At 54.8% G+C, this 12993-nt stretch carries 14 protein-coding genes and 3 tRNA genes; 9 read left to right on the top strand and 8 right to left on the bottom strand.

The genetic code is table 11. The annotated features are described in order from the left end of the window. Positions 1 to 17: 17 nt before the first annotated feature. Positions 18 to 1133, top strand: a complete 1116-nt coding sequence (locus C4318_06830) for a hypothetical protein (GenBank protein MER3454853.1) — start codon at positions 18 to 20, stop codon at positions 1131 to 1133. Positions 1134 to 1142: 9 nt separating this feature from the next. On the opposite strand, the gene C4318_06835 is transcribed toward C4318_06830, so the two are convergent. After that, positions 1143 to 1715, bottom strand: coding sequence for a hypothetical protein (locus C4318_06835; GenBank protein MER3454854.1), 573 nt, complete (start codon positions 1713 to 1715; stop codon positions 1143 to 1145). A 219-nt stretch (positions 1716 to 1934) separates the two neighbouring features. On the opposite strand from C4318_06835, the gene C4318_06840 reads away from it, so the two are divergent. The 4 genes from C4318_06840 to C4318_06855 all read left to right on the top strand — a co-directional run bounded on the left by C4318_06840 (position 1935) and on the right by C4318_06855 (position 5033). Next, positions 1935 to 2019, top strand: a tRNA-Ser gene (locus C4318_06840). Positions 2020 to 2126: 107 nt separating this feature from the next. Then, the gene (locus C4318_06845) at positions 2127 to 3143 is read left to right on the top strand and encodes a hypothetical protein (GenBank protein ID MER3454855.1); all 1017 of its coding nucleotides are present in this window, start codon (positions 2127 to 2129) and stop codon (positions 3141 to 3143) included. A 9-nt stretch (positions 3144 to 3152) separates the two neighbouring features. Continuing rightward, entirely contained in the window at positions 3153 to 3824 is a 672-nt protein-coding gene (locus C4318_06850; protein MER3454856.1) for a hypothetical protein, read from the top strand. 69 nt (positions 3825 to 3893) lie between these two features. Next, positions 3894 to 5033 (top strand): hypothetical protein, encoded by a 1140-nt coding sequence (locus C4318_06855; protein ID MER3454857.1) that lies wholly within the window; start codon positions 3894 to 3896, stop codon positions 5031 to 5033. A gap of 59 nt (positions 5034 to 5092) precedes the next feature. Here the strand turns inward: C4318_06855 and C4318_06860 are convergent, their stop codons facing one another. After that, entirely contained in the window at positions 5093 to 5569 is a 477-nt protein-coding gene (locus C4318_06860) for a hypothetical protein (protein MER3454858.1), read from the bottom strand. A gap of 71 nt (positions 5570 to 5640) precedes the next feature. Here C4318_06860 and C4318_06865 point away from each other — a divergent pair, with 71 nt between their 5' ends. Next, positions 5641 to 6528, top strand: coding sequence for a hypothetical protein (locus C4318_06865; GenBank protein MER3454859.1), 888 nt, complete (start codon positions 5641 to 5643; stop codon positions 6526 to 6528). A gap of 78 nt (positions 6529 to 6606) precedes the next feature. Here the strand turns inward: C4318_06865 and xth are convergent, their stop codons facing one another. Further along, on the bottom strand, positions 6607 to 7371 hold the full coding sequence (gene xth, locus C4318_06870) for an exodeoxyribonuclease III (protein ID MER3454860.1): 765 nt from the start codon (positions 7369 to 7371) through the stop codon (positions 6607 to 6609). A 20-nt stretch (positions 7372 to 7391) separates the two neighbouring features. Continuing rightward, complete coding sequence (locus C4318_06875; GenBank protein ID MER3454861.1) at positions 7392 to 8657, bottom strand: hypothetical protein; 1266 nt, start codon at positions 8655 to 8657, stop codon at positions 7392 to 7394. A gap of 216 nt (positions 8658 to 8873) precedes the next feature. Here C4318_06875 and C4318_06880 point away from each other — a divergent pair, with 216 nt between their 5' ends. Both C4318_06880 and C4318_06885 read left to right on the top strand, forming a co-directional pair. Further along, positions 8874 to 9290, top strand: coding sequence for a sterol-binding protein (locus C4318_06880; GenBank protein ID MER3454862.1), 417 nt, complete (start codon positions 8874 to 8876; stop codon positions 9288 to 9290). Positions 9291 to 9681: 391 nt separating this feature from the next. Beyond that, positions 9682 to 10800, top strand: a complete 1119-nt coding sequence (locus C4318_06885) for a hypothetical protein (GenBank protein MER3454863.1) — start codon at positions 9682 to 9684, stop codon at positions 10798 to 10800. Here the strand turns inward: C4318_06885 and C4318_06890 are convergent. The 4 genes from C4318_06890 to C4318_06905 form a co-directional block, all read right to left on the bottom strand. Next, a complete protein-coding gene (locus tag C4318_06890; protein MER3454864.1) occupies positions 10777 to 11193 on the bottom strand; it encodes a hypothetical protein in 417 nt (138 codons plus the stop codon). The genes C4318_06885 and C4318_06890 overlap by 24 nt on opposite strands. A gap of 146 nt (positions 11194 to 11339) precedes the next feature. Continuing rightward, positions 11340 to 11428 (bottom strand) — tRNA-Ser (locus tag C4318_06895). Between the two features lie 206 nt (positions 11429 to 11634). Next, a complete protein-coding gene (locus C4318_06900) occupies positions 11635 to 12228 on the bottom strand; it encodes a hypothetical protein (GenBank protein MER3454865.1) in 594 nt (197 codons plus the stop codon). Then, positions 12218 to 12691, bottom strand: a complete 474-nt coding sequence (locus C4318_06905) for a tRNA-specific adenosine deaminase (protein MER3454866.1) — start codon at positions 12689 to 12691, stop codon at positions 12218 to 12220. Before C4318_06905 ends, C4318_06900 begins: the two co-directional genes overlap by 11 nt. 119 nt (positions 12692 to 12810) lie before the next feature. Here C4318_06905 and C4318_06910 point away from each other — a divergent pair. Next, positions 12811 to 12899, top strand: a tRNA-Ser gene (locus C4318_06910). Positions 12900 to 12993 lie beyond the last annotated feature (94 nt).

Here is a 12993-nt window from a genome sequence, read left to right on the forward strand (position 1 = left end):
CACGCCGCGGAGCTCAGATGGATTCAGCTGATAAAGGTCCAGCTCATAAGCTCTCAAACGACCACTTCCCCGGCGACTTGCCGGTATCAGAGTGGCCCAAGGTATGGGCGGTTGTCCTGAATTGGCGCAACGCCAAGATGACCGCTGAGTGCGTACGCACCCTCGAGAAGTGCGGATATCCCAACTTAGAGATTCTCATCGTCGACAATGGCTCCGAGGACGGAAGTCCCGCCTTGCTCTCGAGGGAGTTCCCATTCCTTCACCATATGCATCTGCCCGTGAATCTCGGATATGCAGGTGGAAACGCGGCCGGCATGCAAAGGGCGCTCGCTGATCCCTCCACCTTTGCGGTGCTCGTTATAAACAACGACTGTGTCGTGACCGAAGGATTCCTCTTTCCTCTGGTCACCGAACTTTTAGATCACCCTGACACGGCAGCGGCGGGACCAGTTCAGCTCTTGTATGAAAACGACGAACTGGTGTGGGCAAACGCGGGATCGCGCTTTTCGTTTTGGCTGGCTCGTGTCGTACCGGACGGGCTGAGCAGCTCCGAGGTGCCCGCTCGAGGCCAGCGGGCAATTGTCGAATTCCACTGCGGGGCGTGCGCACTTTATCGCGCCGATGCGCTACGAAGGGTTGGATTGCTCGATCCGAAACTTTTCTTGTTCGGAGAAGAACCCGATTGGAGCTACAGGGCAGCAGTGGATGGGTGGAAAACCGTAGTGGTCACAGATTCGCGGGTTATCCACCCAGGGGGTCGCTCTACTGACACCGTTCCGCTGGCCAAGACTTACTACATCTACAGAAACACATCATGGCTTATACGGCGTCATGGAAGTACAGCACAAATAGGCGTCCAGGTAGTCAGGGTGTTGATCGGGCGCGGGCTGCGATCTGTTGTTGCAAGCCTCCTTCGAGGGGAGCTGATGCTGGCTTGGGCCAAACTGAGAGGTAACATCGACGGTATTGTTGGTGACGCGTCGAGATCGTCGATTCCCGAAGAAGCCGCGCTACAGCAAAAGTTCGAGCTGGAACATGCCGACGGTGCTCTGAGAAGAAGAGCCAGCAGACACATGACTGCTGACGCGGTACGCACAGCTATAGCAGACGCTACCAGAAACAGCCTTCCATAACTAGATCGCTCAGGCAGTCTTGCTCACGCCACTGCCGTAATCTGGGAGATTTCCAAATCCTGCGAGCACGAGCGCCGTAATTCCAACCAGTACACCGGATCCGAGCATCCAGATGCCCGTGAGGGTGGCGACACCACGCACTCCAATAGTCGGATACCTCAGCATTGCCGCACCGAGCACGAGCCCCAACATCCCCTCGAGTAGCTCTCTATCAGGCCCGAAAAGTTCATTCTTTAGGGCAGCAACCAACAACACTTGGATGGCACTTCCCAAAAACAACACTGCCCCCGTAACTGATGCCAATGCGGTAGCAGACCCGCTCGGATCGATCCAAAGGGGGAGTCCTAAAGAGAGCATCCAGATGGCTTCGAACGCGAGGACTGCCCAGTCATATCCGAGTCGAATTACCGAGAAAGCAGAAATGGCGAAGAGTATCCCGTTCGCAGCGAAAACTATGCCAATTGCGCGCCCTAAAACTCGGGCGTCCTCGCTGGGCCAGAAAATCAAGACCAACCCACCTGCCGTGAGCCCAAGTGAGGCCAGCATAAGGATCCACCACCGGTCATGCTTCGGGCGAGACATCGCGTATCGCGTCTCCTTCGCTCGGCTCCCCTGTCTCCAACAGGGACAATCCTCAAGCGCAATGGACCTCGAGTCTTAGCAACTCGGTCCGACTCAAACAACAGGGCGCAACAAGGATTTACCACCGCTCGCCACATTGCAACTTTGCTCGTACAAGTTCTTCGCAGTCAGTGATAAAGGACCCGGCGATTGCCCACACAAAGGCCCTAGAATTCGCCCGGAGGGATGGCCGAGCGGACGAAGGCGATGGTCTTGAAAACCATTGTGGGGCAACCCACCGGGGGTTCGAATCCCCCTCCCTCCGCGGATCGACAGGTCATCGTAACAATCGGATAAAGATCGCCCTAACGCGTGCTAATCTCGGACCCTAGTGCGCATGTGCAATTGAGCTCATCTGGATAGTCCAAGGAAATGAGAACTACCTTAAAGCCATCAAATACTAATGACATCAATCCCAAACTCTTGACTATACTGCGGTGCCCAAAATGCGGATCGAGCATTCTTCCCTCCCTTCGTTGTTCTAGTTGTAACGAGCAGTACTCAACGACAGGAAGTGTTATTCAGTTTTTAGATTCCTCAAAATTCCAAGATGTTTACACAATTCATGAATTCTACGAGGGCATGGCAGACTATAATGTTGGATATATCCCAGGCGAAAGCCGACTGAAGGATTGGGCGTTTTTCGAACTTTGCAAGTCAGGTTTAATGGGGCAGCTAAAGCAAGTTATTGAACGCTTTGAATCCTCAGATCTAACTGCAGTGGAATTTGCTTGCGGTGGAGGGATAGCCTGGGTAGCTTCCCTAGCGACTACGGTGGGAGTAGATATATCCTTAAGTTCCCTTCAAGTCGCAGCAAATGTTTATGATCTTACTTTGCAAGCAGATATAAGAGATGTACCCCTAGCTGACAACTGCGCCGATCTGGTGTGGGGCAGCTACTTCTACGAACATTTAAACTCTCGTGATAAAGATCTTGCCTTAGGTGAAATGTATAGAACGCTAAAACCGGGCGGGTGGTGTATTTTGCAGTTTGATAGCCTCGGAGATAACGCTCTCATGCGTTTTGCTCGTCACGATACAGAAAGATTCGAAAAAGGATTTGTTGTCAACGATGGTCATATAGGTCTTGAGCCTTTGCCTCAAGCGATCGAGCGTATCGCAAACTGCGGTTTCAAGATTCGAAGAGTAATGAAATTTGGCACGACTCCTTTGCAATATCTCGTGGTGTATAACTGGCTGTGTATGGGGTACAAAGACAAATATAGATGGGTAAGATTGCTGGATACATTTAAGGACGCGTTAGCTTCAAGAAGAATTGGTTTCTACTGGGAACTCGCCGTAACCGCTTTTGATAGAGCTATCAATCCATTTTCTAAAGCATCTAAGGCAACTATCGCCATTGTCGTTTCTCAGAAAGCCGAGGAATAAAGTTGGAGTATTTCGAGAAGCGACCGGGAGGCAACACTGAGAATCGGAATTGTGGGGCCGGGCCAAATAGGACTCGCACTCTCTCATAGGTGGTACGAGGCGGGTCACGAGATCTTTTATACGTTTTCTCGAAGTCAAGAAAAACTTCAGCGACTCGCATCGGAGCTGGGTGAGAGGGGCTCGTGGGGGACACCAGCCCGGGCTGGTAAGGTATGCGATGTTCTGGTGCTGTCGACCAAGTGGAAACAGGTCCCCGAAGCCATCGAGCAGATGGGAAATCTCGGCGGCAAAATCCTTCTAGAAACCGTCAACCCAATAAGCGAAGACGGAAATCTCGAGATAGGCCACGTGACATCGGCCGGAGAGCAGATCGCCCAGATGGCTTTAGGTGCTGTTACGGTAGGGGCGTTTCACTCAGTCCCCGCTACTGTGATCGGAGCCAGCAGAGATCCCGCGGACTTGTATCAGGGACAAAAACCAGTTGTTTTTTACTGCGGAGGAGACGAACGAGCGAAGAGAGTCGTGGCTGAACTGATATCGGCGGCAGGATTCGATCCATGCGACACCGGTCCGATCGATTCGTGCAGATACCTCGAGCCCCTTGCTCTTCTTATGATTCGGGCTGCCTCCGTAATACAAATAAGAGACATTTCATTGGGACTGCTGAGACCGAGACGGTAGCGTTGTCTCGACGTAATCTCCCTCTACGCAGTACAGAACGTGCTGGAGTCCAGCGACGAAGAGGCCCTTATGTACTCGTACGCCTCGGGTAGCTCGAGTCATCCCGATCCCAGAGTCGCAGCCGGCGAGGTCTTCGGACAGGTTATGGACGCGCTCGACGGCAAGGAACCAGAACTCGCCGTGATCTTTATCACCGACCACCACCTCGCATCAGTACGTGAGATAGTCGACGCCTGCCACGAGATCCTGAGGCCAGAAATATTAGTAGGCGCCTCTGCCCAAGGGGTGCTGGCGGGAAGCACAGAATACGAACAGGGCCCTGCACTGGCATTGTTCTGCATAGCTTCTCCACACCTAATAGCAGAACCCATTTTGCTGGAGGCAATATCCATGGGGAAAGATTCCGCCCTCTTGGGGTGGCCGAGGGAGGTCCCTGGCCCGACTGTAGCCCTTCTACTCGCCGACCCATACAGCTTCCCCGTGGCCGCATTTTTGGACCGGCTGAACGAAGGCTACCCATCCGTTACCGCAATAGGTGGGATGGCCTCGGCAGCATCAGCTCCTGGTCAGAACAGGCTCGTCCTCGACCGTACTATCACAAGCGAAGGAGCCGTGGGAGTCTTGCTCCGAGGCGTACCTATAGATACCGTTGTCTCACAGGGATGCACGCCTATCGGAAAGCCGTACGTGGTCACAAGAGCCGAGGCGAACGTCATCTACGAGCTTGGAGGTAGGCCAGCAACAGAGAGACTGAAAGAGTCACTTGCCTCGGATGGAGAGGGCGCGAGGCTGGCCTTCCGGGGTCTACACATCGGATTCGTGGCAGACGAAAACCAGGTCGAATTCGAGAGAGGAGACTTCGTCATACGAAACGTCATAGCCGCCGACCGGAGTTCAGGGGCGATCGCATTGGGCGACGAGATTGACGTTGGACAAACGGTGCAGTTCCACGTACTTGACGCAGAAGCTTCCCACGACGATCTCGTATCGCTTCTCTCCGGCAAGCAAGCTGAGGCAGCTCTTTTGTTCACTTGCAACGGCAGAGGTACGCGCTTTTTCGGTACACCTCACCACGATGCAACGGTGGTCTCAGAAATGCTAGGGTCGGTGCCGGTGGCAGGATTATTTTGCGCGGGCGAGATAGGACCGGTGGGACGCAGAAATTTCTTACATAGCTTCACTGCCTCCCTCGCCCTTTTCGGCAAATGAGGAGCTTGGTGACGTATACCCCAATCCGGCTCGCTCAGGTACTCGGGGTATCAAGCAAACTAACTACGATCAGGGGTCTTGTGTTTTCGCAGGAAAAAAGTTCCCATGGCTTGGGCAACTGTTCTACCGGCTTGGTCGGTTACTGAACCAACAGTAAAAGCAACGGCGGAGCCCACTCTCTCAACTCGCCCCTCAACTCGCAAAGATTTTCCCTCCACGGCAGGGCGGAGGTTAGATGTTTTCATCTCCAGAGTTGCCGTCGTTTCGCCCGACTCGAGGGCAGCGAGTACTGCAAAGTTCATCAAAGCATCCAGCGCTACAGCGAAGACCCCAGCCTGCACATAGCCCTGTGGATTGCAGCACAGTGGTGTGGGCATCCAATCTGCCTCGGCGAACCCGGCACCATAGCTTTTGATCGTCACACCGAGCTCCTCCAAAAGCGGCATGCCTCCGTCACCGAGCCACTTGTCCATGTTTCTGGGCACACAGCCTCCTCTCTTGTAACCGTCCTCCTCTTTGTTGCGGTATTGTCGCATTCTGTCATTTTGCGAGGCGAGATCGGTGAGCGCCGATCCCCCTTGTCTAGCCAGCGCCGAGACGGAAAGGGGTGAAAGCCGACATGGTCTTGGAATCTGAGGGATGCGTCTTTATTACTGGTGCAACACGTGGAATTGGACGGGCCACGGCCGAGTTCTTGCACAAGAAAGGTTTTTCAATCGCTGCGACTGGTCGCAACACGCATCTGATCGCAGACCTGGAATCCGACAAAATGGCGGTGATTAGTTGTGACGTGACCGACGAGAGATCCGTTTTGCATGCTGTCGAGGAGGCTAGAGCGAGATTTGGAGGCATCGCAGCAGTCGTAAACAACGCAGGCTATGGAATTCCAGCACCTGTCGATGCTGTGTCGACACAAGAGGTGGCTAACCTCTTCGAAGTGAATGTCTTTGGAGCGCACAGGGTCGCAAGAGCAGTCATCCCGGAAATGAAACGAAATTCGAGGGGAATAATCGTGAACATATCCTCCGCAGCCGGACGGATAGTCACCCCCAATCTAGGAATCTACAGCGCTTCCAAGTTCGCCTTGGAGGCGCTGTCCGACGCTATGAGAGTGGAGCTCCGCCCTTACGGCGTTCATGTGGTACTAGTGGAGCCTGGTCCCATAGCTACTTCTTTTGGAGAAAGATCGCGAGAAGAACTTAGGCGGGTCGCCTCCCGACTCGAACGCGAAGACCCCGAACGCGCCAAAGAATTGTCGCGGTTTTGGGAGAACGGCCTGGGTCTTTTAGATCGCTTCCGCAAAGATCCCCACTCTGTAGCAAGAGTCATACATCGTGCACTAACCGCCAAAAGGCCCCAGCCGCGGTATAGGGTTACGCTTCTGGCTTGGGCTGCAGAGGTAGGCCGTGTCCTTCCAGCACGCATTACCGACTCTATCTTTTCCCGCGACGACGTCTTGTTCCGCTTCGCTAAGAGTCCCAGGCATTCCGAGTAAACAAAATCGCAAGAAAGCTTTGGTAACAGCCGACGAAGGGTTGGTTGCCAGAACGGAAGAGGTTTTCGGACTGCTCCTTTAGGACAGATCCGCGATGACTGGTGCGTGATCGGACGGTTTGCTCCCCTTACGGTAATCCCTATCGACCCAGACCGACTCGATCCGATCTGCCAGGGGCTTGGTCAACAAAACAATGTCTAGGCGCAAGCCCAAATTCTTGTGAAAGTTGCCCCCGCGGTAATCCCACCAAGTAAAGAACTGAAGATCGGGATTTGCGAGCCGAAAAGCATCGACCAATCCCCACTCCAGCAAAGATGCGAATGCCTTCCGCTCTTTTTCGGTATGGAATATAGTCTCGCGGAGGCCCTCCGGATCGTAGCTGTCAATATCTTCTGGAGCTACGTTGAAATCGCCGCCTATGAACAGCTCGTCCGTGGGGCTAAATGTATCTGCTATGTACTCTTGGAAGCCCTCGAGCCATTCCAGCTTGGCTTTGTAATCATCGTGATCCACGTCTTTTCCATTAGGTACGTAAACACTCACGGCTTTGACTTGCCCTATCTCTGCAGCGATCATCCGGGCGCCGGCGTCCTCAAATCCGGGCAGGCCCGCCTCAATGAGCGTGGGGCGCTCTTTGCTCAAAAGCGCTACTCCATTCCAACCCTTTTGGCAATGAGCCAGAACATACATGCCGGATTTTTTTAGCTCGTCGTAGGGAAAGTTATCGTCGTCACTTTTCAATTCCTGTAAAGCAACGACGTCTGGACTTCTCTCCAGGAGCCACTCGAGTAAGCGCTCGAGTCTTGCCCTGATCCCGTTCACGTTCCAAGTGGCCAAACGCATGTGTTTTTTTGCCTCGCTCATCAGATCCCTTCGCCTAATATCTCGGCCACGGCTTGAGCCCCAATCTGACGCAAGTCTTGGGCCGTGATACCCCTCTGCTGGCTACCCCGGCGCCGAAGCACCCACAGCCGAACTACTCCGATTCCTTTCAATCGTCTGGGCCTGACTGGCTTGAGCTCGAACTCCTCGCGGCCATCTAGTTCGTCCCGCATCGACTCCGAGACCACGACAGTGCCGGGAAGAGCTATGTTTACGATACGACTCGCCAAGTTGACGACGGGACCATAGTAATCGCCGTCTAAAACCAGAAGATCGCCACTGGCGAGACCGACTCTCACTGTAGACAGATCGCGATCCGCCGAGTACGCATCGGCGAGATCGAGTGCGGCACGCGCTGCATCAGCGGCCTCCTCGAACACAAACATCACCTCGTCCCCGATCATCTTGATGACGCGCCCACCCTCCATCCCGACGACATCGGAAGCAAGCGATCCAAACTTTTCCACCGTCACAGCTAGCTCCACGGCATCGAGTTGCTGGCTCATCGCGGTGAATCCGACCATATCGGCAAAGCCGACGACACCCGCCTCCACCCCTGCCCTGCTGCCAGGCTGCCAGTTGATCTCTCTCCGGGCCGCAAAGATAAGATGGCGCCTGTGTCCGTAATCCAACAGCCTCGCCATCTCCGACACTCTCTCTCTCACGACCTCTGCAAATACCTCTTCGACTGGGCGTTCCGCGGCTCGGGATGCCATCCGCTCTGAAATCTCCCTGCCGAGTAGCCCTTCCCCCATCGCTCCAACAGCGGCAATTTCAGCATCGGCGATGCGAGAAAGCGAAAAACCGAGAGTGCGCACAAACTGAACGAGCAGTTCCGGATCAACACCGCGGTCTAAGTAACGTTTTGCGACCGCGAGCATCTCGACGTCTTCGTCAGTGAGTATGGTTTCGTCCAGAGAGCGCGGTTCCGGAAATCCCAGCGAGCGCCAGATCCTAATGCCGATGTCACCCGGGATCCCAGTCGCTCTAGCAGCCTCTTCCAGAGAGTATCTCGGACCAGGCGGCAAAAGAATTGCCTCAAGTGCGAGGACATCAAGGCTGCCCTCTGCTTGGGCTTTCCGTATGCGCTCTTCAGCTATGCCTAGTGATCTTAAATACGACACGACGCGATGCTCTGCGCTGCTATCGCCATCCGACCCTTCCTGGGAAAAGCGTTCTGCTTGACTCAGGTCAGGAGTAAACGCCTTTTGATCTGCTGAGCCGCTGGTGCCGCCGTTTGTTACCACTCGGTAAACCTCTCTTTACAGAGAGTCATTATTCCAATATAGTCACAGAGTCCATTCGTGCTCCGGGCCCTCCCGCTTGGACTCGAACGCTAAGACCCAAAGTCTGATTTGCGGTCGATTTCTTCGCTGTATCTAGAGGCTAGCGATGGGATAGGGATGGGGTTGGGGCCGAAGACGTAAAAGCCCACGCAAGACCAAGAAGAAAGGAGGGTGGTCATGGGAGAGAACGATCCTAGGGCTCAGCTTGCAGAAATGATCGAGGAAAAGTCCGATGACGAGATCAACGAGGTAGGAAAGACCCAAGGCTACAAATCGATACTGGGCCCCATATTTCAGGCGATGGCTTCGCGATTTCAGCCCGACAAGGCAGCGGGTCAGTCCGCGGTAATTCAGTACGACATAACAACTCCAGACGAAACGATCAGCTACTCGATGAACGTCGCCGATGGCAAGTGCGAACTGAAAGAAGGGCCTGGAGAAAACCCACGGGTTACCCTTGAGATCAGCTTTCCCAACTGGCTTAGGATGGTTGCTGGAAAGGCTGATGGCATGCAGCTGTTTATGTCTGGACAGCTGAAAATAAGCGGAGATATGATGTTTGCACAAGTTATTCAGAGCTGGTTCGGGGCCTAGCTCCGAGCCACTCTGATGCGAGAGCAAGGTGGCTCCCCCCCTCGCCACCTTGCTCTTTTTTTAAGCAAATATGGCAGAGGTCCCCTTGCTCGTTGCAGCAGCGTCCTTGTCCCATAAATCCTCTCGAATCTGCGAATCTCTTCTTCTGAACTTCTTTTGCTCGTCGTTATCCGTTCCTGAAACATTTCTAGTAAATACAGGGGACTACCGTTCGAGTCGATCCTTAGAGCTGTGTCAGCTCTGCCAGATCACCGGCTGACCTGACACTATGGCCACAGCACCGGCAAGTAGGCCCGATCGGTACACTGCCTCGAAGCGGCGTTACAAGCAGCAAAACTCTCCGAACCGGTATCAGCGCTGAAAATTTCAAATAGGTCTATGCGAGGAGACATTGAGGAGAAGACAAAACAAGGGGATTGCTACAACCTTAGCGCTGTGTTTGTTGGCGGCGGCCTGCGGCGGCGCGCCCAAGCCCGCTGACTCGTCTGCGATGATCGAATCCGACCCAAGGGTTAGGCGCCCCTTGGGCATCGACGAAGCACTCCGGGTCGCCTATGTAGCAGCGGGCCTGGAAGCAGCCGGATACGCTCTCGTGTGGACAGCCAACGGCTACTCCGAAGGCCTCGCCGAATCTACGCGAGATCAAACTTTCGATCGCGGGAAAGCACTGTTATTTCTTGCTGATTCCGAGATAACGTCGACCCTTTCCTACGCGCTCCCGGCAAACCAAGAGATACACGTGGCGGCAGCATGGAACTCGTGGCGTACTAAGCAGTTTCAACTTCTAGCTCGAATACCCAACACTCGCAGTCAAAGCTTCCCAGAGCCCGAGACCGTACGAGACGGAGCCTACACCGTTGGCGAGTACATGCAGGTGGTGTGGACAGATGCCCGGGCGCACATAATTGTGACTTATCTCTGGAACTCCACCGAGGCGCTCGCCCAGCTGTCTAAAACCCTTTGCGAAGGCAGTGACCCGAGCCGTGCAGGGGCGGCACTTGTTTCGGCCATTGGTTGGGAAGAACGTTTCATGGTTTACCTTGCAGAAACATCAACGGGGAGGTACTCGGGTTCGGACACCCACGTAGTGCCAGGATGGGCTAGTCGGCAGCGGATCGAGGGCTCCCTTGTAGCACTAGGCGTTGCTGCTGCAGGACTGGCGAAATCCCACCAGCTCGCAATCGCTTACCGCCGGGGCTCGTCGGACGAGACGGCCTTGCTGCGGTGCCTTCCCACTATTGGCGCAAGGGAACTATTCTCGGAAGCTGCTAGCTTGCTACTGAAATCTATTACAACAGAGACTACATTCGTTGATTCGCTTACAGAGGAGATTGGCACTGCTCTTGACTCTATCGAAAAATCCGATTTAGCTCGACCCCCCGAGGCGAGCGTTTCCAGCCTTGAATTCCAATTGAAAGAAGTAGCAATGGGTGATGCCTCTATAGGCACGGAAGCACTAGCCAAAACCGTCTCTAACGTGGTACGCCTAGGTAAAGGCCAACTGTCTTGACGACTCACTGGGGCAGGCCAGCAACCAAAGCGTGGGATCAATACGATCAACGATGTCTTTTGCTTCGTTCAAGCGACCGAGCAAGTCGGCTCCCGCCCCAAGAAGCTTTTCGAAATCTTTCTGCATGCTATCGAGTTGTTGCTGCTTCAAATTTACTTCGCCTCTCAGGGCCGCGAGTTGCTTGCGTTGACTAGCAACCTCGTTGCTCTTCGCCACGAAAAGTCCGCCGAAGACAAGCGAAGTCACAAAGAAAATCGCGGCGAGTACCCATGCGATGACAGCCGATGATCTTCCCACGGGAGCAGCAGATGCCGTTGCAGCAGCCGGATACTGTGCTGCCAGCGCGCCTGCTGGTGGAGCTCCATAGTGTCCCGCGTAAGAAGGCGTGGGCACCTCAACTGTAGGCGGCGGGGAAGATTGCGGGGTATCGTCCCAGCTTATCAAGGAATGACAGATGTATGGGAAGGCGAGGTGTCTACTGGACCAATCCCAAAAGGCGAGCATTCAATGCGCAGTCCGTCTGCACTAATTCTAAAGAGCGGAGGAGGTGGGATTTGAACCCACGAGACCCTTGCGGGTCTACCGCATTTCGAGTGCGGCGCCATCGTCCAGCCTAGGCGACTCCTCCAGCGAGGCAGTGTACCTGGGTGACTCACTCGGAGAGCCCACGTTATCCGCCGCTATCAGCTCGCAGCCCGTCCAACACCACTGAAAAGGTCGGCTTTCAGTCATCTACTCAGACGGCGAGCAGCTGAGCAATTGCAGCTTGAGAATGCGCTAAACCAAACACGTCCCCCACAGAGACAACCACAGAGACAACGCCTGAGTCGTCTGCTAGCCGAGAATCGCACGGACTATTCGACCAGACATGTCTCCTAAACAAAAGCCAGCTATCACATCAAGAGGGTAATGTGCTCCCACTCCGATCCTGGCTGCTGGAACGAGAAAAGCTAGAAGAGCCAAAGCAGCACGAAGCGGCAACGGGACGGCAGCGTCTTTGCTTACAGCCACCGCCACCGCCCTAGCCACGGCGGGATGCCCTGATGGAAAAGCGGTACCCAGAGGTGTTCCGCCGGTCTTGTTCACACCATCTAAGCGGTCCCACGGTCGCTCGATTCCGGTGGCTTTCTTGATTGCTTGAGCCGCCACCCACGCCACTGCAGCCGAGATGAACACCCTAGTGGCCGACCGAAGTCGGCCGGATTTGGCAAGTACAGCGGAGACAAGCACCACTGAGCCGAACCATCCCGCTTGAGACAAAATCCACCAAATTCGGCGCCAGGATCGATCATCCGTCATCGGCCGATGTAGCGTCTCGAAGGCTTTGTCGTCGAGACGACGTATGGCTGGAGTACTGGCTCCAGCCGCACACACCACAACGACAGCCATGTCACGGGCTATTGCTTTTGCTTCAGATTTAATCGTCATGTCTTGTCTCCGGACTTCCTCGCCGCACTTCGAAAAATTGCTCCAGAATCGCTGCGCATTCCCGAGCGAGCACCCCACTCACCACCTCAAGCTCGTGGTTGAGCCTAGGGTCTTGGACAATGTTGTACAACGAGAGTGCTGCTCCCGCGTTGGGATCTGGGCAGCCATAAACGAGCGTGCGTACCCGGGCATTAACCAACGCTCCCGCACACATTGCGCACGGTTCGAGGGTGACCGCTACAGTAGTGCCCTCAAGTCGCCATGTCCCAAGCCTTTCTCCCGCCTCCCTAAGCGCTACAATCTCCGCGTGGGCGCTGGGATCGGAAGTAGCCTCGCGGAAGTTGTGAGCCCGGGCCAGAATCTTTCCGTTTAGCGCCACGACTGCCCCCACCGGAATTTCTCCCAGCTGGGCCGCCCGATGGGCCTCCTCTAAAGCGATACGGATCAATTCTTCATACGTCATCGAAATCTTTTTCTTCCGCACTGAGGCGCAGGGCCAATTACTCTAATCCAGACGACATCAAAAGATACGGATCGGTCCGTCCCTTGGCACTATCGGTTCCCGATTCGTACTGCTAGACTGGAGGGGTCGCCTAGTCCGGCCTAGGGCGCACGCCTGGAGAGCGTGTAGGGGTTTACGCCCCTCGAGGGTTCGAATCCCTCCCCCTCCGCTTTGCCTTCCACGGAGGAAATCTGTGGATCAATCAGGTTCCATAGCCGAGCTCTCCTCCTGCCTAGGGCCACGTGTCGTGCACACGATCGGTC

It is taken from the genome of Acidimicrobiia bacterium (assembly GCA_040289475.1).
GTDB lineage: Bacteria > Actinomycetota > Acidimicrobiia > ATN3 > PSLF01 > PSLF01.

Coding starts and splice junctions, on each gene's coding strand:
- C4318_06855 (MER3454857.1), top strand. CDS start 3,894: ATGTACTCGTACGCCTCGGGTAGCTCGAGTCATCCCGATCCCAGAGTC.
- xth (MER3454860.1), bottom strand. CDS start 7,371: ATGCGTTTGGCCACTTGGAACGTGAACGGGATCAGGGCAAGACTCGAG.
- C4318_06835 (MER3454854.1), bottom strand. CDS start 1,715: ATGTCTCGCCCGAAGCATGACCGGTGGTGGATCCTTATGCTGGCCTCA.
- C4318_06845 (MER3454855.1), top strand. CDS start 2,127: ATGAGAACTACCTTAAAGCCATCAAATACTAATGACATCAATCCCAAA.
- C4318_06880 (MER3454862.1), top strand. CDS start 8,874: ATGGGAGAGAACGATCCTAGGGCTCAGCTTGCAGAAATGATCGAGGAA.
- C4318_06860 (MER3454858.1), bottom strand. CDS start 5,569: ATGCGACAATACCGCAACAAAGAGGAGGACGGTTACAAGAGAGGAGGC.
- C4318_06905 (MER3454866.1), bottom strand. CDS start 12,691: ATGACGTATGAAGAATTGATCCGTATCGCTTTAGAGGAGGCCCATCGG.
- C4318_06830 (MER3454853.1), top strand. CDS start 18: ATGGATTCAGCTGATAAAGGTCCAGCTCATAAGCTCTCAAACGACCAC.
- C4318_06900 (MER3454865.1), bottom strand. CDS start 12,228: ATGACGATTAAATCTGAAGCAAAAGCAATAGCCCGTGACATGGCTGTC.